Genomic DNA, 22511 nt, shown 5'->3' with positions numbered 1-22511 from the left:
GCGGCTGCGCCTCTGGCACGGCACGCGGCCGAGCCCGTCGCCGGAGGCGAAAGCGGGTGTGTTGGCCTGTAAGGCTCGCCATGCATGGTGGATGTCAGAAAGTGTTAGACTCCACCATGGGAGGGCTCATGCTGCCGAGGCTACCTCACCAAGCACCCGTATGACGAGCCCGCCCCCTCCCTTTCCCTATACGATCGGCGAAACCGTCGCCGAGGGCCGCGGGGCTGCCGTGTACCGCGCTGTTCGAAACGCCGATGGCCATCCGGTGGTCCTCAAGGTGCTCGACCCAAGAAGCTGCCGGCCGAAGGACCTCGATCGGCTCAAGAGGGAGTACGAGACGGGCAAGCTGCTGGATGTCGGGACCGTCGTCAGGCCCCTCGCCCTCGAGATGTACGAGGGGAGGCTCGCCCTCGTCATGGAAGACTCTGGCGCAGAGCCGCTCGATCGACTGCTCGGGGCGCCGATGGAGATCGGCAGGTTCCTCGAGATGGCTGTTCGCATCGCAGGGGCCGTCTCCGACATTCACCAGCGAGGCGTGGTCCACAGAGATCTCAAGCCCGCGAACATCCTCGTGAATTCCACCACCCGCGAGGTGAAGATTGCCGATCTCGGGCTCGCCTCACGGCTTCCCCGCGACCACCAGGCCGCGCAGCCAGCGCGCCTCATCGAGGGCTCCCTCCCTTACATGTCGCCCGAGCAGACAGGGCGGATGAACCGGGGGATTGATAGCCGCAGCGATCTGTATTCCCTGGGTGTCACGTTCTACCAGATGCTCACGGGAAAGCTCCCATTCCAGGCTCGCGACCCGCTGGAATGGATCCATAGTCACATCGCTCGCGCGTTCGCGGCGCCGTCCGACGTGGTCCCCGAAGTGCCCGAGGCGGTCGCGCGCATCGTGATCAAGCTCCTCGCGAAGATGCCCGACGAGCGCTACCAGACCGCGCGCGGCCTTCGCTGTGACCTGGAGAGGTGCTTCGAGCTATGGAGCTGCCGTGGCAGCATCGAGCCTTTCCCCTTGGGCGGGCAGGACGCGTCGGGCCGCCTCCAGATCCCGCAGAAGCTCTACGGGCGCGACGAGGAGATCGGGGTGCTGCTGCGCGCCTTCGAGCGCGTGTTGGACACCGGATCTCCTGAGCTTGTGCTGATATCCGGCTATTCGGGCATCGGCAAGTCGACGCTGGTCCACGAGCTGCACAAGCCGGTCGTCCGGGAGCGTGGATTGTTCGCCTCGGGGAAATTCGATCAGTACAAGCGCGGCATCCCTTACTCCACGCTCGCTCAGGCCCTGCAGGAGATCGTGCTCGAGATCCTCGCCGACACCGGGGGGATCGCGGCCTGGAAGCAGCGGTTGCTCGAGGCCCTCACGGTCAACGGACAGCTCATCGTGGAGTTGATCCCGCAGCTCGATCTCGTCATCGGCCGGCAGCCGCCGGCTCCCGAATTGCCGCCGGTCGAGGCGCAGAACCGGTTTCGCATCGTCTTCCGGAACTTCATCGGGGTGTTCGCCCGGAAGGAGCACCCTCTCGCGCTCTTCCTCGACGATCTCCAGTGGGCCGATTCGGCGAGCCTCGGACTCCTGGAGGATCTGATGACGCACCCCGAAACGGGCCATCTCCTCGTCATCGGTGCTTACCGCGACAATGAGGTGCCCCCCTCGCACCCGGTCATGAGGGCGCTGGACAAGGTGAGGAGGGAGGGCGGGCGCGTCCGTGACATCGCGCTCGGCCCGCTCTCCCGCGAGCACCTGGCCGTGCTCGTCAGCGGCATGCTCCACTGCCGGCAGGAAGACGCCGCGCCGCTGTCGGCCCTGGTCCACGAGAAGACGGCCGGCAACCCCTTCTTTGCGATCCAGTTCCTCACCGCTCTCTACGAAGAGCGGCTGATCGAATTCGATTCGCATGCGGGCGCCTTTCGGTGGGACATGCCGAAGATCCGCGCCAAAGGCTTCACCGACAACGTGGTCGACCTGATGGTCGACAAGCTCGCGCGGCTCCCTGCTGGTACCCAGGAAGCGCTGAAGCAGCTCGCCTGTCTTGGGCACGCCGCGGAGGTCGGCCTCTTGACGACGGCGTACGGCCGCTCGGAGGAGGAGCTGCACGCGGATGTCTGGGAAGCCGTCCGCGCGGGGCTCGTCCTCCACCAGGAAGGCACGTACAACCAGGAAGGCACGTACAGGTTCCTCCACGACCGCGTCCAGGAGGCGGCCTACTGGCTCATCCCGGAGGAGCTGCGGGCCGCAGTGCATCTCAAGATCGGCCGGCTCCTCGTGTCTCATCTGCCTAGAGAGGCCGTCGAGGAGCGGGCTTTTGACGTCGCGAACCAGCTCAATCACGGCGCCCACCTCCTCACCGACCCACGCGAAAGGGAGGCGCTGCGCCGGCTCAACCTCCTGGCAGGGCTCAAGGCAAAGGCTTCGGTCGCCTTCGCTTCGGCTCGCAGCTATCTGGCCCAGGCGATAACACTACTGCCCCCGGACGCCTGGCGCACACGGTACGAGGACACGCTCACGCTCTACCTGGAGCTCGCCGAATGCGAGTACCTCGCCGGCGACTTCCAGCGGGCCGACGAGCTGGTCGACCTGATCCTCCAGAACGCACACGCGAACCCCGACCGAGCCAGGGCCTACCGGCTGCGTATGCGGCTCTATCAGATGGCCGGACGACACCGCGACGCCGTGACGGTCATGCTCGAGGCGCTGCGGCTCTATGGGGTGACGCTCCCGGAGCCCGACGAGGAGATCCAGGTGGCCGTGGAGGCCGAGATCCAAGAGGTCCCGATCAACCTGCGCGGGCGTCGCATCGCCGATCTCGTCGATGCGCCCGTGGCCACCGACGAAAGCGTGCGGGCGCTCATCGGTCTGGTCGCCGAATCGAGCCCCCTCATCTACTCCGTGCGACCGGCGCTCTGGGCCCTGCTGACCGCCAAGGGAGTGAACGTCTCCCTACGATGCGGACACGCCGAAGAGTCCTCCTTCGTCTACAGTTGTTACTCCATGGTGGTAGTGTCAATCCTCGACGACATTCCATGCGCGTTCCAGTTCTCCGAGATGGCGCTCAGGCTGAATGAAAAGTTCAAGAGCGTCACAGCCAAGCTAAAGGGGAAGCTGCTCTTCCACCATGCGGGCGTCATCAATTTCTGGCGCAGGCACTATGCGACGAGCCTTCCGCTCATGGACCAGGCCTTCCTCGATTGCCTCAACGTTGGAGATCTCATCTGCGCCGGCTACTTGACGTACAACATGGTATGGCTTCTCCTGGAGAACGGCGACCCGCTCGATCGCGTCATTGACGTCGCGCGGAAGTACACCGCGTTCGCCCGGCAGACCCACAACGACGTGGTGTACCATGTAGTCCGGCTTGAAGAGCAGTTTGCAGTGAGCCTGAAGGGAGCGACGCAGGCGTCCACGAGCTTCAACGACGGCGCCTTCGACGAGGAGCACAGCATCGCGATCCTCGAGAAGGCGGGCTTCGGCCTTGGAATCGCCATTTATCATATCATGAAGCAGATCGCGGCATTCACCTATGGACGACATGCCGAAGCGCTGGAGTCCGCAGCCAGCGCCGCGCTGATGCAGCACCAAGTGGCGTCTCTGGCGATGGAGGCGACGCACCACTTCTACCACGCGCTCACGCTGACGGCGCTCCACGCCCAGGCGCCTGCCGAGCAGCGGCAGCAATTCGCGCAGACCCTCGAGGAGCAACTGCGGAGGCTGAAGCTCTGGGCCGACAACTGCCCCGAGAACTTCCAGAGCCGCTACGCCATGGTATCAGCCGAGGTCGCACGCGTCGAGGGCCGGGACCTCGACGGCATGCGCCTCTATGAAGAGGCCATCCACGCGGCGCGCGACAGCGGCTTCGTCCACAATGAAGCGCTTGCCTGCGAGCTCGCGTCTCGGTTCTACCGAGCACGAGGGTTCGAGCGCATCGCCGATACGTACCTGCGCGAGGCCCGCTCCTGCTACGTGCGCTGGGGGGCGGACGGCAAGGTGAGGCAACTCGAAACGCTGTATCCGCAGCTCCTCGAGCAACGGCTGCTCGCGCCCACCGCCACCTTCGCGGCGCGCGCGGAGCACCTCGACCTGCTCTCGGTCGTCAAGGCGTCGCAGACCATCTCGAGCGAGATCCTCCTGGAGAAGCTCTTGCGAACGCTGCTCGAGCTCGTCCTCGAGCAGGGAGGTGCCCAGAAGGGCTGCCTCATCCTTGTACGGGGTAGCGACCTGACGATCGAAGCGGAAGCCGCGATCGAGGAGCGACAAGGGACCGTGACGAAGGTTCTGCATTCCTTGTCGGTGTCCTCCTCCGCGCTCGTCCCGGCCTCGCTCCTCCACCACGTGCGGCTCACCAAGGAGCGGGTACTCCTCGACGACGCCGCCACGAAGGCCGCCAGGTTCTCGGACGACGAGCACATCGTCCGACAGAAGCCGAGGTCGGTCCTCTGCGCTCCAATCTTGCGGCAGGCCGAGGTGATCGGCCTGCTTTACCTCGAAAACAACCTCACCACGCACGCGTTCACGCCCGAGCGGCTTCTCGCCCTCGAGTTGCTCGCCACGCAAGCGGCCATCTCGCTCGAGCACGCGCTCTTGCTCGCCAAGGAGCGAGGGGCGCGGGCGGCGGCAGAGGCCGCGGAGAGGCGCACGGCGCTCCTCGCCCACGAGCTGAAGACACCGCTGACAGGCGTCCATCTCAAGCTCGACGCGCTCACGCGATCGATAAAGCATCAAGAGACGGTATCCTCGTCCTGGTTGTCGTCCTCGCTCACGTCCTTCAAGCGTCAGCTCGGTCGACTCAACATGTTGATCGACAGCCTGCTCGACCTCTCGCGCGTCCAGGTGGGGCGGCTCGTCCTGACGCGTGAGCCGGTGGACCTGACGGCGCTCGTGCAGGACGTCGTCGGGAGGCTGAGCGAGCAGGCGGCGCTGGCAGGATGTGCTCTCCACGTCCAGGCGATACGCGCTGTCTGGGGCCAGTGGGATCGGCTGCGGCTCGAGCAGGTTGCGACGAACCTGCTGACGAACGCCCTGAAGTACGGAGCTGGAAAGCCGGTTCGGATCGTCGCCGACGCGGATGGGGCCGTCGCTCGCCTCTCGGTCTTCGATCAGGGGATCGGGATATCTGAGCCCGACCACCGGCGCGTGTTCGAGGCGTTTGAGCGCGCGACGGGGATTCATCAAGCGCAGAGCCTCGGACTCGGCCTGTACCTTGTTCGGGAGATCGTACGAGCGCATGGCGGGCGCGTGCATCTTCACAGCCGGCCAGGTTCAGGAACAACGTTCACCATCGAGCTGCCCATCGAGCCGGGGGGCGAGATCAGCCTCGAGCAGCCATCGTGAGAAGGGAGGCGAGCGGGCACTGCGGACCGCGGGCGACGCTCCGCCAGGGGGATATGGTGTGACATGGCATGCCAGAGTGGGAGCCGCCGCGCCACGAATTCTCTCGACGGATGAAGAACGTTCAGGTTCAATTCCGTTGGTATGCAAGTTTCTGCCGGATTGCAGCAAGACACCGAAGCCGTGAAGCTTGCGAGCAAGCGAGTGCGCCTCGTTGAACGGGCGCCGCTCGCGATCGTCGAGTATGGCCGCGACCTCACGATCGAGGACTGGAACGAGGCGGCTGGACGGCTGCTCGGCTATGCGCGGGAAGAGGCACTCGGCCAGCGCATGGATCAGCTGCTACCCGTACACGGTGACCCGGACGCCTGGCGGCGGCTCCTCGGAGAGAACGACGCCGTGCCGCGGGTGTGGGCCCACGCCCGCAAGGGCGGCGACGAGGCACTCTTCGAGTGGAGCTACGAGCACCTCCTCGACGAGCGCGGCGAGGTGAGCAGCGTTGGGGTCTTCGGGCAACGTGTGACGGAGCAGATCGAAAGGCGCCTCCTCAACAAGGAGAAGGAGCGGATCCTACACACGATCACACAGGCTCTGCCGAGCGTCCTCTGGGCCGTCAATCGCGCCGGCATCTTCACGCTCCACGAGGGCAAAGCGCTCGATCGGGCTGGGCTTGCGCAGGGCCAGCACATCGGCAAGAACGCGTTCGAGCTCTACGCGGAAAGCGTCGAGGGGGTTGAAGTGCTGCGGCGGGCGCTCGCCGGCGAGCCGAACCACTCGCTCACCCAGGCGCACGGGCTGTTCTGGGAGAACTGGCAGCTACCGATCCGAGGCGAGCACGGCGAGGTGCACGGGGTCGTCGGCTTCTCGCTTGACGTCACCGACGCAAAGAACACGGAGCTGGAGTTACGGAACCAGCTGGACCTCGTCGAGCGGCAGCAGCAGGTCATCCGCGACCTGTCAACTCCTATCATCCAGGTCTGGGACGGCGTGCTCACCCTGCCAATGGTCGGGATGGTGGACAGCGCGAGGACCGCGGATGTGATGGACGTCCTGCTCGACGCGATCACGCGTACCCGCGCGCGTTACGCCATCCTCGACCTCACCGGCGTCGAGGTGGTGGACACGAAGACCGCGAGCTACCTGATCGAGCTCGTCCGTGCCATCCGGCTCCTGGGCGCGGAGGGCGTCGTCACGGGCATCCGGTCGAACGTCGCACAGACCATCGTGGCGCTCGGGCTCGATCTGGCCGACATTGCCACCTTCGGGAACCTCCGGGCGGCGCTCCAGCACTGCATCCGGGGGATGAACAAGGAGCATGCGGCGAGCACGCCGCAGCAGCGATGATGTCGCGCCAGGGCGCGCCAAGCGGGCGGGTCAGTGCCTTGCGTTCGAGGATGCAACTTCCGTGGCCATCGCCTGTCGAGGCCCACCACGCGCCGACGATGGCCAACGCCCTGCGGCAGGTCCCGCGCAGACTGGCGATGGTCATCGCGCTCCTCAACCTCGATTACGCTAGACGGTGATGGCCATTCGCCAGCCCGCGCGCGACGCCATGAGTGACGGCAAGGCTGGATGCTCGCGGCGACGTACGGCTACCAGCGCGGCGAGCTCAGGCGCGGCGAGCGGCTGATCAACGCGCCGGAGCACCTCGCGTCGTTTCGCGGCGTCGTCCCGGTGGTGGAGCGGCTCGCCTCCGCCGGGCTCCGGATCAACCTGGAGGCGCCCCGGCGCATCGGCCGCAGCTCGGCCGACGAGACAGCGGGCGCGATCGTCGCGGACCTCACGGTGTCCGGGGAGCTCCAGCGCTTCCACAGCCGCTATGTGATCGGCATCTACAACGCGATGGACACGCGGTGCGACTACCCGGCCGCGGAGAGCTACCTCTCGGCCACGAGCCGGCAGAACGGCAGGACCTTCCTCGCCGAGATCACCGTCAGCTATCCATAGTTCCGCCGCCAGAGGTCCAGCCAGGGATCCGGAGAGAGATTTCAACGCAAAGATGCAAAGACGCAAAGTCGCAAAAAAGAGCAGATTATTTGTATTTTTGCGTCTTTGCGCCCTTGGCGTCTTGGCGCCACGGACTCAATCGACAACCCGGGGACCCGGCCGATGAGCTGGACGGCGCGCTCGGATCCACGTGGCCGCCGCCCGGACGTCCGCCAGACGAGGGCAACCGGTACACGACCGTCGCCTGCTCCTCGTCGATCTCCACCCGTGCCACCAGGGTTCGGATCAACTGACGGCGCCCCTGCCAATCGAGGTGCTCCAGACCCCGCCCAACGCGCTCGGCGAAGTCTTGCAGCCGCGTGACCACGGCGCTCAGGACCGCGTTCTGGGAGAGCCTGTCCTCGGCTTCCTTGACGGCCTGCTCTGCCCTTCGGATCTGTTCGCGTAGGCGCTCGGCGCGCGGCAGCAGCTCCTCCAAGCAGATCGCGCCTGCCTCGTAGGCATCCAGCAGCCGTTTGAGGCTGCGCTGGTGGTGGACGACCCATCGCTCGGCTTGAGCGCGCTCGAGCTGCGCATCAGCCGCAGCGCCATCGGCGGCACTGCGGCGCAGCCACTCCTCTTCGAGTCGTTCGGGCTCTTGCAGCACCTGCCGCACCGAATCCCAGACCTGCGCGTCCAGCATCTCGGCGCGTACCGAGGGGTTGTTGCAAGCACGGGCAGTTCCGTGGCGCACCGCTTGCACACTGGTGCAGGTATAGTAGCGGTAGATGACGGAGCTCGACGGCTTCGAGGCCGACCGGCCGCAGAAGGCGTAACCACAGCGCGCGCAGACAACGAGGCCCTGCAGCAAGTAGCGTTGCCCTCGCGCGTGCCGCTGCGACAGCTGCTTGTTGCGCATCATCTGCTCGCCCGCGGCGGTAAAGACCTCGGCCGACACGATCGGCGGCACCGGGATCGAGATCCACTGGTCGGCCGGTCTTCGCCGATGTGTCCTTGCACCGCCGCGCGCTATCCGGGGCTTGCTCCGGCGAGGCCGGAGCGGCCGCGACTCAACCGACTCGCGCTTGCCGTAGGCCGCTTGCCCCATGTAGGCCGGATTGCGGAGCAGCTCGTGCAACCTTGACCCTCTCCAACAGCCACCCCTGGGCGTCGGGATCTGCTGCGTGTTGAGCCTGCGCGCGATCGTCCGCAGAGGCGTCTGCTGGTGCACGAAGGCGTCGAAGATGGCGCGCACGACGTTCGCCTCCGACCGCACGATCTCGTAGTGCGCCGGCTCGGCGTCCGAGCGACGCACGTAGCGGTAGCCGTACGGAGCGGTCGACAGCGGGTTGACCATCCCTTGTCTGGCCCGGTGCAGCTTCCCGCGACGGCATCGCTCCGCGAGCCGCGCTCGCTCGTACTCGGCGAGCATCCCCTGAACCTGAACCAGCAGCTGGTCCTCCGCGTTTACCCCGGACGCGCCTTGCAGAAACACGATCGAGACGCCGCGCGCGGAGAACTCTTCGAGCAGCAGCACCTGGTAGGCGTAGCGTCGCGCAAGTCGGTCGGGGCTGTGGACGTACAGCACATCGACCACCCCCTCGGCGATGCGGTCGCGAAGCCGCTCCAGCGCCGGCCTGATCAGCGTTGCGCCGCTGCACCCATCGTCGACGTGCACGTCTGCCGGCAAGACGTGATGGCCGTCGGCCAAGGCTCGCTCCTTCAGCGCCGCCACCTGGCTGTCGACGGTGGCCTGCCTGGTCTGCCGATCCGACGAAACACGCGCGTACAGCGCGACCTTCTTCATGCAGCCTTCCCTCCCTTGCCACGCGATCGAGGCACCTCGGTCGGCTGTCGCCGCGCCAGCGCGTCGACCTCCGAACGCACCTCGCGCCGGGTCGGCGGCACCACGATGGCGTAGGCCAGCTTCAGCTGCTCCGCCGACCGGTGCGTGGGCTCAAAGGTGACCTCGATGCGTCTGCTGCGCCGCATGCCGCGCGGCCTAGCAGGCGCGCCACGCGCAGAAGCCAGGCGACGTGATGCGTCCCGGCTCAGCCACCGCCCCCTGCCTCAGCCGCCAGGCTTCCGAGCTCGGCAAGCGCGTGGCGACCTACAGGACGAGCGGGCGACCGAAACCCGCCACTGGAATTTGTCGATTGAGTCCGTGCCGCCTTTGCGTCAAAATCTCTCTTCGTTCGCGCTACAGAGCTCTGGCTGGATTTCTGACAGGCGGAACCAGTTCCGCCGGTCGAACTGGCGACCAGCGAGCACGGAGCGATCAAGAGCGCAGAGGGCGCTGGCCCAGGTCGGTGAAGAATCGCAGGAGATAGCCGTCGGGGTCGGCGACGACGAACTGGCGGTTGCCGAGCTCCGTATCGCCCTCGCGGTACCATCTCTCCTCGAAGGGGATCACAATCTGGAAGCCGCCTGCGCGCACGCGCTCGTACAGCGGCGTGACATCGGCAACCTCGATCTGAAAATTGACGCCGCGTCCGTAAGGATGCTCCAGCGGCGCGGTGCGGAACCTGCGACCCGGCCCCGCCGCCTCCTGCAGCATGAGCTGCGCGCCCTCGAGGTCGATGAAGGCAAATCTCTCCTCGGGCCTCTCGAACCGCAGCGTGCAGCCGATGACGCCAACGTAGAAGCGGAGCGAGGCGCCGAGATCCGCCACGTCGAGCTCCGGTATGAGCTTCTGCCCGTTCATTGTCCTTCCCAAGCGAAATCGACCGGTGGCTCGAGCCGCGCCGCAGCTCGTCAGGCAGAGCCTAGTTCACCGGAGAGACATCCACGCTTGCGTTGATCACATAGGACGCGTCACCATGACCCGAAATCCTCAGGGGGAATTGGCCCGGGCCGACGAGCTGCACCGGCGGCGAACGCCCGGGAGCGATCTTGCCATGTCCGATCGCATCCGCGTAGAATCCCTCGGCCGTGCACTCGAGTGCTCCTCCCGGTGCATCGATGAGCTCGACCGTTCTGTTGAGGCTGTACGTCTGCCCGCCGTCTACGTCATCCCCCGCCAGCAGGGGGACCGGTTCACTGCCGTAGGCATTGCTCATGCGACACCTCGCCGACAGGTTCCACGGCGTTGAAAACCAGGTGCCGTCCTCGATGACGCGTACGTTCTCGAAGCGCACGGTGATACGCAGCGCGGCGTCGAACGGGATGGGCGATGTCGTCCGACGCCACCTGCCGGGAATCGCCCGATACTCCACGAAGATGGGGCTAGGCGCCGCCGCGGTATCGTAAGCGCTCAGGATAGCTTGCGCTCCACGCGCGAAAATCGCTGTCGGTTTCCTTGGACGGAGCCCTGTTCCGACGAAGTGTAGTCTCAGCCCACTCGATGCGGCAAACGCGTCCACGCCGCCCTCGAAGGTCGCCAGACGAGCGCTCACCGCTGTGTTGAACTGTCGCCGATCGCCCTCGAAGACCGCCTCATAGGAATAGCCCCAGTAGACCTTCGCGATGTAGAACGCTGCCTCGATCGGCGGGTCCTCCATCTCGGACGTATCGTCGATCGAGGAGACGCGAACGACCTGGAAAGCCCGGTAGGTGCCGTAGCGATTCTCGGAGGCGTACCCGAGCGACACGTCGACGATCGACCATGCGGCGAGGTTCGCCTCCAGCTGGGCCGTGTCCCGCATGGTGACGATGTCGTGCGATACGTAGCTCTGCGGCAGCCGCGCTATCGCAGCATCCTCGAAGAGGCTCCGCCCGATGGTGCCTTGCAGCGGGCGGAAATGTGCGTCGACGGGCGCGCCGAGGGCGCGATCATCGATCCCGCGAGGCGCCGTAGCGGTGATCGGCGCAACTGGCATCGTGCGTGGAGCGCGTGCGCCGCCCGCGCACGCGGTGAGGATCAAGGACGTAGCCACCAGCAGCAACGTGACGACATGTTGCAGAGCGAGGAGCCGCATGCTGAGAGCGTACCAAACGCTCAGGCGGGGCTGCCAGTACCATCTCAGGAGCGACGGCGCTCCACGCGCGTCGCAGCGGCGCGCTCGCCTCAGCTCTGCAGGGCGGGGACCCCCGAAAGGCCGTCCCCTGCCCGCCCGCGCCGCGGCAGCGGCGCGCCGGGGCCCCCCACCTGCGTCACAGGCTCGCCCGTCTCGAGGTCGATCTCCTTCTTCGGCCCGTCGGGCCAGGGCGCCCTCGAGTCGAGGAGCGTCACCCGGCGAACCCCGAGCGCCACGAGCTCGCGCGCAGCCACGGCGAGCTCGAGCCCCATGGTGACGTCGGCTCCCGCGGCGGTCGGCTCGGCCGGCGGGGGCACATAGACGACCGCGCCGGCGCCGGCAGCCTCGATGTCTCGCAGGGCGTCGAACAGATGGGCGTCGCCGAGGAGGTCCGAGACGAGCGCGGCGCGGTGGGTGTACACGATGGCCGTGTCACCGGCGTGCGCCGGCGCGCCGTGCGTCAGGAGGAGCAGCTGCCTCTCGCGACGTATCGTGTACGTGTGCGCCCGCCACTCGCCGCTCAGGCCTGCGGGCCGGAACGGGGCGCTCCGGACGCGCGCGGCGACGTCCTCGCTCCGCACCCGGTGGCGGAGGAGGTCGTCGATGGAGACGAGCGGCAGCCCCTGTCGCGCCGCGAAGCGCGCGAGGTCCCGGCGGCGCGCCATCGTCCCGTCGTCATTCAGGATCTCGCAGATGACGGCGGCCGGCAGCGCCCCGGCGAGCCGCGCCAGGTCGACCGCGCCCTCGGTGTGCCCCTCGCGCTCGAACACCCCGTCTCGGCGCGCCCGCAGCGGGAACACGTGCCCTGGCGACACAACGTCTCGCGGCGACGCGTCCGGCGCGATCGCGGCCGCAACCGTGCGCGCCCGGTCGCGGGCGCTGATGCCGGTCGTGACGCCCTCGCGCGCCTCGATGCTCACCGTGAACGCCGTCGACCGGCGCGCGCCGGGCCGGGTCGCCATGAGCGGCAGCCCGAGGCGGTCCACCTGGTCCTCGGTGAGGGCGAGGCAGATCAGCCCCCGGCCGTGGGTCGCCATGAAATTGATGGCGGCCGGCGTCGCATGTTCTGCCAGGACGACGAGATCTCCCTCGTCCTCGCGCGCCTCGTCGTCGACGAGGATCACCATGCCACCGGACCGGAGCTGCTCGACGGCAGCCTGAACACGCAACGTGGATGTCGAAACGGCCATGGATTCCTCTTCGCTCAGCGGGCCGGGAGCGGCGCCAGTCGATCGATCTCTTCCAGATCGGCCCCGGTTGGCGCGCTGGCGGGGCGGGCCGCACCACGCGGCCCGCGCCCCCAGGCCGTCAGCCCTTCGGCTTGCCGTTCGCGTCCCACTCGGCCCAGAAGCGCTCGAGTCCGACGTCCTTCAGCGCCCGGTTGAGGAAGCGCCGATCGGTCCAGGGCTCGACCTCGAACGTGCTCCTGATCAGGCCATATTTCTTCGAGTCGGCGACCGCCGACTTGTACCGGGCGATGGCGTACTCGTCGAGCAGCGGGCTGGCGTTCTGCTTCATGTCCTCGCCCTGCTGCGCTTCCTTGTAGTTCGCGAAGGGCGTGCCCGACTTCGACCAGAGCTGGAAGGCCTGCGTGCGGTTCTTCTCGTCCGCGACCCACGCCGCTGACTTCACCGCGAGCGTGATGATCTTCTGCACGACGTCGGGGTATTCGTTGATGAAGTCCTCCCGCGCGATGATGCCTGAATTGCTCGGGTAGGTCGGGGAATCCCCCTTCGTCGTGTAGACGATCTTCGCGATCCCCTGGTCGCGCAGCGAGAGGTAGTCCGTGCCGCCGAACACCGCGTCGATGTCCTTCGTGGCGATCGCCGCCTTCGCGGTGGAGGCATCCATGCTGATGGACCGGATGTCCTTCTCGCTCAGCCCGTGGCCCTCGAGGATCCGGTTCGCGGACAGCTGCGAGGCCGTGCCCTTCTGGAAGGCCACCTTCTTGCCGCGCAGATCCCGGACGCCGGTGATCGGCGAGTCGGCGGGCACCACGAGGTAGGCGTGTCCGCGCCGGCTGGCGCTGGCCAGGAGCCGCGTCTTGAGGCCGCTCGCCCGACCGACGACGGAAGGCAGGTGACCGTGGGTCCAGATGTCGAGCAGGTTGTTCGCGACCGCCTCGTTCACGGCGGGGCCGGCGCCGCGGAAGAAGTTCCACTTCACCTCGATGCCGTCCTTCTTGAACTCCTCGGCCAGGGTCCCCTGGAGGTGCAAGAGGGAGAAGAAGCTTCCTCCGGTGACGGGGCGATTGCCCACGCCGACACCGGGCACCCCGACGCGGATCACGCTGGGCCCGGCGGCCCGGGCCCTGCCTGCCAGAAGCGCTGCCGACACCGCTGCAGCGGCGCCTCCCAAGAACTGACGTCTTTGCATGGCGCCGTGATGTGCACCGTGCGTGCCATTCCATGAAACCCTTGGAATCAAGGGTCTGCCAAGCGGCGCTGTTGCCAGGGAAGCACCCGATCCGCAGGGCTGCTGGCGAGCGGCCCACCGCGGGGCCGCGTCAGCCGCCGAGCCCTCCCGGCCGGGCGCTCGCGAAAATCGCGACGTTCCTCGGCGTCACCTCGGGCTCGAACACGATGGCCGCCTCGACCTCGTGCCCTCGCTCGCCGAGGACCATCGCGCGATCCAGCGCGACCGCGACCTCCGTGAGCCGGGCCAGGAGCGCGCGCGGCAGCGTGAGCCGGCGCATCTGGCCGAACGCCGCGCGCGCCGCGACCTCGCGCTCGCGGAGCTCGGCCTCGGTCGCCGGGCCGAGGCCCCGCAGCGCGAGCGCCCTCGCCGCGAGCTCGCGCAGCCCGCCGTGCGCGCGCCGCCGGTTGATCCCGCGCATCTCCTCGCCCAGGGCGACGTCGAGCCCGCGGCCGCGGAGCAGCGACAGCAGCGCGTGCCGCCGCTCGCGGGCCAGAAGCTCCTCGTCCAGGCTGGCCTCGACCCCCGCCGGGCGCGCCGTCAGGTTGGTGAGCCCCAGCGCCTCGCGCTTCAGGACGAGCCCCGCCGCCCTGGCCGCGGCCGAGAGCGGGGCGCGGGCCGGCGCGCCGATCTTCTGCAGGCAGCACGAGACGAGCGCCAGGTCGCAGGGCGCCTCGACCGCCGCCGTCACCATGCGGTCCCCGAGCTCGCCGCAGGCGTGAAGGCCGACCGGCAGGTCGTCCGGAGCGAACGCCAGCGCCTGCTCGAAGGCGTCGAACGCCACGAAGCGCGCCCGCCCCCCGGCGGCCAGCGCGGAGGCCGTGGCCACGCGGTCGGGCTCGCGCTCCAGGCCGAGCGCATCGCGGTCGAAGCGCGCAGCGGCAAGGCGGGTGAAGTGGCCGTGCCCCGCCCCCACGTCGACGAGGCGGCGGGCGCGGGCGGCCATGGGCGCCACCGCGCCGAGCAGGGCCTCGAGCTGGAGCCGCTTGCGCGCGGGCACCGCCCGGAGCTCGTCCAGCGACGCCGGCGGGAGCGGCTGGACCGGTCGCCGCGGCAGCCTCGCGGCCTCGTCCGCGGCCCGCGCCAGGGCCACGAGACTCGGGGGCGGGCGATCGAGGCCGTCGATGCACGCGGCGAGCCCCTCGGCCTCGCAGCGGGCGAGCTCGGCATCGGAGAGCGCCAGCAGGAAGCCCGTCCAGCCCCGCGCCTCGCACCAGGCCGGCGGCGCGCCCTCGTCGACGCGGGCCTCGACGATGTCGAGCGCCGGCACGAGCACCTCGAGGGCGCGCGCGAGGCGCTGGGCGACGGAGGGAGGCCTGATCGACGGGGGCATGCGAGAGCCGGAGGCGTGGCGAGGACTACCGGATCCGCGCCGCGCCAGGAAGGCGCCTCGGACGCATGGCCTGGCGGCGAGCCCGACGGCCTGAGCTTGGCTCAGATCTCGAGCAGCACCTTGCCGGCCGTGGCGCGGCTCTCGAGGAGCTCGTGTGCTTCGGCCGCCCGCGCGAGCGGCAGGATGCGCTCGATCCGCGGCATGAGGGTGCCTTCGCGGTGGGCGTCGAAGACCGCGCTCGCCCGGCGCGAGAGCTCTTCGCGCGTTCTCACATACCCAGCGACGTTCTCGCCGCTCACGCTGACCGACTTCGCCATCAAGCGCCGGAGATCGAGCGCGTCCGGTGCTCCGCTCGCGAAACCGTAGAAGGCGATGTGGCCGCGCGGCGCGACCGCCTCCAGGTTTCTCTCGAACGTCGCCGAGCCCACGCCGTCGATGATGTAGTCAGCGCCCCTGCCCTGCGTGAGCCGCAAGGTCTCCTCGGCGAAGTCGCGCGCCCGGTAGTCGATCACGTGGTCCGCGCCCGCCGCGGCCGCGAGCCTCGCCTTCTCGGGCGTCGACACCGTGCCTATCACGGTAGCGCCGCGGCGCTTGAGCCATTGCGTGAGCAGCCGCCCCATGCCGCCCGCCGCGGCGTGGATCAAAGCCACCTGCCCCGCAGCGAACCTGGGATTCTCGAACGTCAAGACGTGGGCGGTCAGGCCCTGGAGCATCAAGGCCGTCGCGCTCTCGAAGCTGACGTCCGCGGGCAGCGGGATCACCTGCGACGCCGGGACCAGCTGATACTCCGCGTAGGCCCCCAGGCCGAAGTGCAGCGTGGCCACGCGCTCGCCGGGTCGCGTCTCTGTCACGCCCTCCCCCACGGCAGCGACGACGCCGGACGCTTCGAAGCCTGGGGTCAGCGGCGGCGGGTCTGGCCAGGGGTGCGCCGCGCGTCGTAACGTGACGTCCGCGAAATTCACCCCTGCGAAGCGAACTCGAACGAGCACCTCGCCAGAAGAAGGCGTCGGCACCGCGAGATCGTGGAGCTCGAGCACGTGGGGGGCGCCGAAGCGCACGAGTCGAATCGCTTTCATGATCGGATCTCCCGGTCGGCGACGATTTCGGTGTTTTGCGCCGGCGGCGCGGGCGGCTCGAGCAGCACGGCGGCGGCAGAGGCGAGGATCAAGAGCCCGCCCGCGAGCGCGGCGCCCGTCGGTCGTTCACCGAGCAGCGCGAGCGAGAGCGCGATCGCGACGAGCGGCTCGAGCAGGGTGAGCGTCGCGGCCTTGCCCGCGCTGACGCGCGACAGGCCCCACAGAAACAAGAGCCCCCCGAGCACGCCCGGTCCCGCGCCGGCGACGACCAGCCAGAGCGCCGACGCGACGTCCGGGCTCGTCCAGGTGCTTCGCGGAGAGAGCAGCGCCAGCAAGGGCAGCGCGAACAGCGAGCGGAAGAACAGGAGCTCGGCGCCCGAGAGATCGCGCGTCAGGCGCTTGCTGAGCAGCACGTTGGACGCGAGGAACACCGCGCTCGCGAGCCCGAAGAGCCCGCCGCTGAGCGACGGCGCGGAGGACCAGGGGCTCAGCATCAGCGCGAGCCCGAGCAAGCTCGCGCTCGAAGCCCAGAGGACCCGCCCCCGCAGGCGCTCGCCGAGCAGCGCCCCCGCCGCGAGGGCGACCAGGATCGGCGCCAGGTGGTGCGCGGTCATCGCGACCGCGACGCTCGTGCTCCGCAAGGCGAGCAACAGGCAGGCGACGTTCAGGGCCTCGCAGGCGCCGACCGCGAGGAGCGCCCGCACCGGCAAGCGTCCGCTTCGTCGCACGCCTAGCGCGAGCGGCGCCGACGCCAGCGTCATGCCCGCCATCAGCGCAAAGCTCTCGAAGAACGGCGACAGCGCCGCGGAGCGCTCCGCGTGCTTCACGAACAGCGGGACGGTGCCCCAGGCAGACGCCGCCGCGATGACGGCGACGAGGCCCTTGATGGTTTCATGCTCCCTCATCGAGCTCACGGAAGCGAGCTTGGCGATGGCCATCGGATTAGACCAGCGACTTGTTTTGACCTCATTGTTAAGCGATGCTTCACGCATGACCGAGCTCGCCGTCGAGAGCCGCCACCTCCTCTTGCTCGTCGCGCTGGACGCGGCGGGCAGCCTGCACGCCGCCTCGCGCAAGCTCCACGTCTCGCCGTCCGCGCTGAGCCAGCAGCTGCGCGAGCTCGAGGATCGCCTGGGTGGTCCGCTCTTTCTGCGGCAGTGGCGGCGCCTCGTCGCCACCGCCGCTGGACGGCGCCTGACCGACGCGGCGCGCGCGGCGCTCGCCGATCTGTCGCGCGCCGAGAGCGAAGCGCGACGGCTCATGAGCGGGACGACGGGCGTGCTGCGCCTGGCGACGTCGTGCCACCAGTCGTATGCGTGGCTGCCGGGAGTCCTCCGCGCGTTCACCGAGCGCTTTCCCGACGTGGAGGTCACCGTCGTCGCGGATTCGGCCGACGCTCCCAGCGAGGCGCTGCTCGCGCGCAAGCTCGACGTCGCGCTCGTGACCGGCGACACGCCGCGAGCGCGCGGGCTCGCTTACCGGCGCCTCTTCCGCGACGAGCTCGTGGCGCTCGTGGGCTCGGAGCACCCCCTCTTCGGTCGAGCCTGGGTTCCGCTCGAGGCGCTGGCGCACGAGCACCTGTGGTCGGATGCGCGAGCGCTCGATCCGCGGACGGTCCTCGGCCGTGCGCTGGCCCTCGCGGGGGTGGCCGGGCCGAGGAAGCTCACCCCGGTGCCGCCGGCCTCGGGCGTCGCCGTGGAGATGGCGCGCGCGAACCTCGGGCTGGCCCTCGTCCCCCGCTGGGCAGCGACGCCGCTCGCGGCGAGCGGCGCGCTCGGGGCGGTGCGGCTCGGCAAGCGCGGGCTCGCCCTCGAGTGGCAGATCGCGACCCGGGTCGGAGAAGCCGAACCGGCGCTCTCGGCCTTCGTCGAGACGCTGGTCGCCCACCACCCGCGCGCTCCGGGCCGGAAACCGGCGGGGCGTCCGCGGGCTCGCCCGGCGCGTGAGTGAAAGGCGACCGAAGAAGCCCTCCCCGCCGTCCCGATCGTACCGGCGCCTGTTTCCATGGGAACAGCTTTTGCGGCCGACCTATCAGGTCGATGCGCTCTTCTGCACCGCCTGTGACGGCGGGACGCGTCGTTCAGCTGCTGTAACTGAGCGCTCGGTGGCCAGGGTGATTTTCGGGCGGATTGGTCTCCTGCTGGAAGCTCCGGAATGCCGAGCGCGCGACCCCACGGAAGGGAGGGCTTGGTCCGAGGGGTCCCCCTTGACGTTTCTGAAATGTTTGGACTTCCTTCACCCTTGCGCTCCGATGAGCCCCTTTAGTGACCCGTCTACGCATCAGGCCCTCCGGCGTTCGCACCAAGCCCGGCCCGCACCCGCTCTAGAGAATCCGGCGGACTCGCATACGGTAACTCGCCTGCAGATGACACGGCGGTGGCATACAGGAGAGTACGCGCGATCCCCTGATGTGTCGACTGTTGACGTGCTCGACCTATGCCCCATGTTCCCCCGTGCAAACGCGCTGCGCACGGCCCCTGCCTCGACGTGCATGGTAGAGACCCAGCGAATCGTCGCCTGCGCGCAGACCTTGGGGAGGGACGCGATGATGACAGCTATCAAAGGCGCGCTTCTGATCACGCTCGCAGCGTCCATGGCCGCGTGCGACGCCGCCCGCCAAGCGGACGCCGAGGCGACCGAGGTAGCAGCGTTCGCGGCCACGACGCCTGAGTACGGGCAAGAGGAATGGGCGACAGCCTGCGACCACCTGAAGGTCACCGCTGTCTGGTCGGGGCTCTGCGAGCATAAAACGAAGGAGAACACGTGCACATACAACCCGCCGCCGGGCTGGGTCATCGTGGAAACCAAAACGGAGAAATTCAATGACAATCACGGCTCCTTCGTACCTAAGACGCTCGCCGGCGGCTCGCGACTGATCCTCGAATCCGAGCTCACGGAAGCCTATGACACGGCGATCGATCTGGCCGTGAAGTGGCGCAATTTCGACGCGGAGGCCAAGCTCCGCGAGCGCTACAACCAGCACTCGTCCGAACGGCAATTTTACGAGGCGAGCCACAACACGTTCGTAGGTACCGTCTCCGCCACGCCCTGGGGGAGCTGTGCGGACCGGAAAGGGGCATGGATAGACGTTTCCGTGTATGCGCGTCTGCGCTATATCGGCGAGCCCGGCAAGAAGCACCAGCTTCTTTACCAGCTCGAAGACAAGTTCGGTCTGGTCCCGGTCTGGATCGGCATCACGCGAAGCGACCGCAGCAACGCGATCTACGCGATGGATGGATCCGACAACCCTCGCTCGGAGGTCGTACCATGGAAGACCTGCCCAGAGGGCCAGGTGCAGATCGGACTCGGAGTGCATTCAACGGAGGAAGCTTTTTGGGTATGCACGGCGCCCGCTCAAGCGCACGACACCTTCTTCGTCTCCAGGTTCGTGAACGCCGCGGCGTTCGTGTACCGCGTACGGGACGGTTCAGTGCAAAGAATGGGAGGGATCGAGTACCAGAATTGCCCGATGCTGAGCACGCCGATCGGCAGAGCGCTGATCCCCGGTGGATTCTGGGCGTGCAGCGGTGGCGGCATCTCCCCGCCGCCCGTTGCGATGTCCGAACGCGCGCCCGCGCTGATGGTCGGGAGCAACCCGAGCTCGACGGCACAGCAATGGTTCTTCGACCCGATCGGCAGCTCTCCGTCGCGAGCGCCGACCAGCCTGGCCGCGAGCAAAGCGGGAACCATGATCGTCAGTCGGGCCACTGGCATGGCGCTCGATCACAGCGGGTCGGCCCACATCCGTTCCGCGTGGATAGCCATCGTCGACCCATACACGTGGTCCGCGAAGGGGCAGGTATGGCTCCTCGAGAAGCACCCGTCCCTCGATCGCTATGTGCTCCGGTGGCCGCCGACCGGACAGGTCCTCGACTACGCATTCGGCGAGGACGGTAAGACGTACGCGGTGCTCCAGGACGCGGTGGCCGGCGCGCCTGCCCAGCTCTGGGACATCCGCCACGTCGAGGGCGACTACTATGCCATCGTGAACCATCACTCCGGGCAAGCGCTGAGCCTCTGATGTGACGCATCGCAGGGGCCGCGCCAGTCCGGTAGCTGACGGTCGCACACGCGCTGTCGGATGGTCCTCCGCCTTCGGCTCCGGTGAGAAGGACGGTCCTTTCGGTTCCCCCCCTCCCCTCACCGCCGCGCCGCCCCTACAACAAACACCGCGCAGCGCGGCAGCACGCCATGGCGCTGCGCCGTCGCGCGCAGAGCAGCGCCCCGGCGCTTGCCCGCCGCCCACGAGGATCCATGGGACGAACCTTCTCCGAGCTGGACGACGACCTCATCGGCTTCCTGGCCGAGCAGCGCCTCTTCTTCGTGGCCTCCGCCCCCTCGGGCAGCGGCGGGCACGTCAACCTGTCGCCGAAGGGGCACGACACCTTCCGAGTGCTCGACCCGCGAACCGTGGCCTACCTCGACCTGACCGGCAGCGGCGTCGAGACCATCGCGCACCTGCGCGACAACGGCCGCATCACGCTGATGTTCTGCGCGTTCGACGGCCCACCCCGCATCCTGCGCCTCCAGGGCCGCGGCGAGCCCATCTTCCCCTGCGACCCGCGCTTCGGCGCGCTGGCGGACCTCTTCCCGCCGTTCCAGGGCGTCCGATCGGTGATCCGCGTCGCGCTCGAGCGCATCGCCACGTCGTGCGGTTACGCCGTGCCGCGCATGGCCTACGAGGGCGAGCGGGACACGCTGTCGAAATGGGCGAAGCGCAAGGGGCCAGAGGGCCTCTCGCGCTATCGGCTGGAGAAGAACACGACGAGCATCGACGGCCTGCCGGGCCTGCCCCCGCCGTCAGGAGGTGAGTGATCTCAGAGCCCGCGGGTCTCGCCGACGTCGAGGATCCAGAGGCGCTCCAGGTCGCCACGGCCCTTCAGGAAGGCCTCGCGCGCGCGGACCGGCGGCTCGCCGATCGGCTCGTCGGTGAGCTTGTACGTGCCCCAGTGCATCGCGACGAAGGTGCGCGCGCCGAGCAGCTCGGAGGCCTTCACGGCCTCTTCCGGTCCCATGTGCTGCGGCTCCATGAACCAGCGCGGGGCGTAGGCGCCGATGGGCAACATGGCCCAGTCGATGGAGCCGCCGCTGCGCTCGCCGATCTCGGCGAAGCCGTCGAAGAAGCCGGTGTCGCCCGAGTGGTACGCGGCGCCCTCGGGGCCGCGGATCACGAAGCCGCCCCAGAGCGCCTCGTTCCTGTCCCAGGGCATGCGCATCGACCAGTGCCGCGCGGGCACGAGCGTGATCTCGACCTGGCCGACGTGGACAGACTGCCACCACGCGAGCTCGTCGATCGCGCCCGCGCCCAGCTTCGCGAGGAGCGCGCCGTTGCCCTGCGGCACCACGAAGCGGGGCCGGAGCGGCGCGTTCTTCTTGCCGAGCTTGCCCGGGTGCACGGCGTGCGCCGCGAGGATGCGCGACAGCGTCCGCGTGTCGAGGTGATCGCGGTGGTTGTGCGTGATCAGCACCAGATCGATCTCGGTGAGGTCCTCGAGCGGGATGCCCGCCGGGGCGAGCCGCTTCGTGGTGCCGAGGCCTGTCGCGAGGATGGGATCGATCAGGATGCGCAGGCCGCCCAGCACGAGCAGGAACGACGCGTGGCCAATCCACGTGAGCGAGGCGCGGCCGCTCTCGACGAGCGAGCGGTCGTACGCGCGGTGCGGCGTGACGAAGCCGTCGGCGACGGCCTTCTCGCGGGCGCCGAGCTTCCACTTGAGGACGTCGGCCGCGCCGCGCGCGGGCGTGGTGGCAAGATGATCGAAGCGTCCCACACCCGGCGGTATACCACGAGGAGCGAGGCGGCGTAGCGGGTCAGCCCGCGTTCGCGAGAGACACAGGCGCCCGCCGCAACGCGAGCTTCCTCAGGAACGTCACCGGGTCGAGGTAGTACGGATTCTCGTGCACGTGGCCGCCGATGATCACGTGCGAGTGCGTGGCGAGCACATCGGCGATCACCCGGCCGCTGAAGCGATTGACGTCGTAGCAGCAAAGAAGCGTGCAGTCGTGCTTGGGCGCCAGCGTGTTCACCTTTGCTTCGTAGACCATCAGGTCCTCGGTGCCCGGCAGGTTCTTCAGCGCCCATTCCATGTCGCCGCAGGTGCGAACGGACTTGAACTCGCCTTTGGCCGCGCCCTCGAGCACGCCCTCGAGGGTCGAGTACATGCGGTCCGCGACGAACACGTTGTCCTGGATGTACGTCTGCTCGGAAGGCACGACCTTGAGCTGGCCACGCTGAATCGCATCCTGCACGGGCACGCCGCCCTTTTGCATCCGATCCACATGGTCGTCATGCGCGCTCGACTCGAAGATGGTCACCACCTCGTCGCCGATATCGATTCCTTCGCGGAAGTACGGATTGAGGACGTCGTACATCTCCTTGCGCGAATCGAAGAACGCGCAGATGTGCTGCAGGCCATGCAGCTCCTTGCCGCAGAGGCTCACTTTTCGCGTACGTGTCGGGGCCATGTTGCGCTCCTAGA

General features: G+C 68.4%; 17 protein-coding genes. 6 read left to right on the top strand and 11 right to left on the bottom strand.

All coding sequences use genetic code 11. The features are described 5' to 3' along the window. The first annotated feature begins 160 nt into the window (after positions 1-160). The 3 genes from WMF39_RS12300 (at position 161) to WMF39_RS12290 (ending at position 7273) form a co-directional block, all read left to right on the top strand. Positions 161-5329 (top strand): AAA family ATPase, encoded by a 5169-nt coding sequence (locus WMF39_RS12300; RefSeq protein WP_437745720.1) that lies wholly within the window; start codon positions 161-163, stop codon positions 5327-5329. A gap of 180 nt (positions 5330-5509) precedes the next feature. Beyond that, positions 5510-6670: a PAS domain-containing protein gene (locus WMF39_RS12295; protein ID WP_437745719.1), complete on the top strand. Its 1161-nt coding sequence runs from the start codon at positions 5510-5512 to the stop codon at positions 6668-6670. A 228-nt stretch (positions 6671-6898) separates the two neighbouring features. Further along, entirely contained in the window at positions 6899-7273 is a 375-nt protein-coding gene (locus tag WMF39_RS12290) for a hypothetical protein (protein ID WP_437745718.1), read from the top strand. A gap of 85 nt (positions 7274-7358) precedes the next feature. Here WMF39_RS12290 and WMF39_RS12285 read toward each other — a convergent pair whose 3' ends face one another. From WMF39_RS12285 to WMF39_RS12245, 9 genes are all read right to left on the bottom strand, one after another. Continuing rightward, positions 7359-9059 carry a recombinase family protein gene (locus tag WMF39_RS12285; RefSeq protein WP_437745717.1) on the bottom strand — a complete coding sequence of 567 codons (1701 nt, stop codon included), beginning with the start codon at positions 9057-9059 and terminating at the stop codon, positions 7359-7361. Then, on the bottom strand, positions 9056-9244 hold the full coding sequence (locus tag WMF39_RS12280) for a hypothetical protein (RefSeq protein WP_437744284.1): 189 nt from the start codon (positions 9242-9244) through the stop codon (positions 9056-9058). Before WMF39_RS12280 ends, WMF39_RS12285 begins: the two co-directional genes overlap by 4 nt. 286 nt (positions 9245-9530) lie before the next feature. Beyond that, entirely contained in the window at positions 9531-9956 is a 426-nt protein-coding gene (locus WMF39_RS12275; protein ID WP_437745716.1) for a bleomycin resistance protein, read from the bottom strand. A 61-nt stretch (positions 9957-10017) separates the two neighbouring features. Further along, entirely contained in the window at positions 10018-11169 is a 1152-nt protein-coding gene (locus WMF39_RS12270; RefSeq protein WP_437745715.1) for a hypothetical protein, read from the bottom strand. Positions 11170-11258: 89 nt separating this feature from the next. Beyond that, a complete protein-coding gene (gene ribB / locus WMF39_RS12265; protein WP_437745714.1) occupies positions 11259-12398 on the bottom strand; it encodes a 3,4-dihydroxy-2-butanone-4-phosphate synthase in 1140 nt (379 codons plus the stop codon). Positions 12399-12516: 118 nt separating this feature from the next. Then, entirely contained in the window at positions 12517-13584 is a 1068-nt protein-coding gene (locus tag WMF39_RS12260) for an ABC transporter substrate-binding protein (RefSeq protein ID WP_437745713.1), read from the bottom strand. A 130-nt stretch (positions 13585-13714) separates the two neighbouring features. Further along, a complete protein-coding gene (locus tag WMF39_RS12255; protein ID WP_437745712.1) occupies positions 13715-14956 on the bottom strand; it encodes a methyltransferase in 1242 nt (413 codons plus the stop codon). A 101-nt stretch (positions 14957-15057) separates the two neighbouring features. After that, positions 15058-16032 carry a quinone oxidoreductase family protein gene (locus WMF39_RS12250; RefSeq protein WP_437745711.1) on the bottom strand — a complete coding sequence of 325 codons (975 nt, stop codon included), beginning with the start codon at positions 16030-16032 and terminating at the stop codon, positions 15058-15060. Next, positions 16029-17024, bottom strand: coding sequence for a DMT family transporter (locus WMF39_RS12245; RefSeq protein ID WP_437745710.1), 996 nt, complete (start codon positions 17022-17024; stop codon positions 16029-16031). The genes WMF39_RS12250 and WMF39_RS12245 overlap by 4 nt, the downstream gene beginning before the upstream one ends. Between WMF39_RS12245 and WMF39_RS12240 the strand changes: the two genes are divergently transcribed. From WMF39_RS12240 to WMF39_RS12230, 3 genes are all read left to right on the top strand, one after another. Further along, positions 17023-17982, top strand: coding sequence for a LysR family transcriptional regulator (locus WMF39_RS12240; protein ID WP_437745709.1), 960 nt, complete (start codon positions 17023-17025; stop codon positions 17980-17982). The genes WMF39_RS12245 and WMF39_RS12240 overlap by 2 nt on opposite strands. 595 nt (positions 17983-18577) lie before the next feature. Beyond that, positions 18578-20053, top strand: a complete 1476-nt coding sequence (locus tag WMF39_RS12235) for an RICIN domain-containing protein (RefSeq protein ID WP_437745708.1) — start codon at positions 18578-18580, stop codon at positions 20051-20053. 233 nt (positions 20054-20286) lie between these two features. After that, positions 20287-20847 carry a pyridoxamine 5'-phosphate oxidase family protein gene (locus WMF39_RS12230; RefSeq protein WP_437745707.1) on the top strand — a complete coding sequence of 187 codons (561 nt, stop codon included), beginning with the start codon at positions 20287-20289 and terminating at the stop codon, positions 20845-20847. A gap of 2 nt (positions 20848-20849) precedes the next feature. Here WMF39_RS12230 and WMF39_RS12225 read toward each other — a convergent pair whose 3' ends face one another. Both WMF39_RS12225 and WMF39_RS12220 read right to left on the bottom strand, forming a co-directional pair. After that, positions 20850-21803 carry an MBL fold metallo-hydrolase gene (locus tag WMF39_RS12225; protein WP_437745706.1) on the bottom strand — a complete coding sequence of 318 codons (954 nt, stop codon included), beginning with the start codon at positions 21801-21803 and terminating at the stop codon, positions 20850-20852. A gap of 40 nt (positions 21804-21843) precedes the next feature. Beyond that, positions 21844-22473: an MEDS domain-containing protein gene (locus tag WMF39_RS12220; RefSeq protein ID WP_437745705.1), complete on the bottom strand. Its 630-nt coding sequence runs from the start codon at positions 22471-22473 to the stop codon at positions 21844-21846. Between the last annotated feature and the right edge of the window lie 38 nt (positions 22474-22511).

Origin of the sequence: Sorangium sp. So ce1504, assembly GCF_051521635.1 — a bacterium.
Classification (GTDB): domain Bacteria; phylum Myxococcota_A; class Polyangia; order Polyangiales; family Polyangiaceae; genus Sorangium; species Sorangium cellulosum_B.
Note: the sequence above shows the minus strand (reverse complement) of the source record. Positions and strands in the feature narration are given on the sequence as shown.

Coding starts and splice junctions, on each gene's coding strand:
- WMF39_RS12300 (WP_437745720.1), top strand. CDS start 161: ATGACGAGCCCGCCCCCTCCCTTTCCCTATACGATCGGCGAAACCGTC.
- WMF39_RS12290 (WP_437745718.1), top strand. CDS start 6,899: ATGCTCGCGGCGACGTACGGCTACCAGCGCGGCGAGCTCAGGCGCGGC.
- WMF39_RS12285 (WP_437745717.1), bottom strand. CDS start 9,059: ATGAAGAAGGTCGCGCTGTACGCGCGTGTTTCGTCGGATCGGCAGACC.
- WMF39_RS12280 (WP_437744284.1), bottom strand. CDS start 9,244: ATGCGGCGCAGCAGACGCATCGAGGTCACCTTTGAGCCCACGCACCGG.
- WMF39_RS12275 (WP_437745716.1), bottom strand. CDS start 9,956: ATGAACGGGCAGAAGCTCATACCGGAGCTCGACGTGGCGGATCTCGGC.
- WMF39_RS12270 (WP_437745715.1), bottom strand. CDS start 11,169: ATGCGGCTCCTCGCTCTGCAACATGTCGTCACGTTGCTGCTGGTGGCT.
- ribB (WP_437745714.1), bottom strand. CDS start 12,398: ATGGCCGTTTCGACATCCACGTTGCGTGTTCAGGCTGCCGTCGAGCAG.
- WMF39_RS12260 (WP_437745713.1), bottom strand. CDS start 13,584: ATGCAAAGACGTCAGTTCTTGGGAGGCGCCGCTGCAGCGGTGTCGGCA.
- WMF39_RS12255 (WP_437745712.1), bottom strand. CDS start 14,956: ATGCCCCCGTCGATCAGGCCTCCCTCCGTCGCCCAGCGCCTCGCGCGC.
- WMF39_RS12250 (WP_437745711.1), bottom strand. CDS start 16,032: ATGAAAGCGATTCGACTCGTGCGCTTCGGCGCCCCCCACGTGCTCGAG.
- WMF39_RS12240 (WP_437745709.1), top strand. CDS start 17,023: ATGACCGAGCTCGCCGTCGAGAGCCGCCACCTCCTCTTGCTCGTCGCG.
- WMF39_RS12245 (WP_437745710.1), bottom strand. CDS start 17,024: ATGCGTGAAGCATCGCTTAACAATGAGGTCAAAACAAGTCGCTGGTCT.
- WMF39_RS12235 (WP_437745708.1), top strand. CDS start 18,578: ATGATGACAGCTATCAAAGGCGCGCTTCTGATCACGCTCGCAGCGTCC.
- WMF39_RS12230 (WP_437745707.1), top strand. CDS start 20,287: ATGGGACGAACCTTCTCCGAGCTGGACGACGACCTCATCGGCTTCCTG.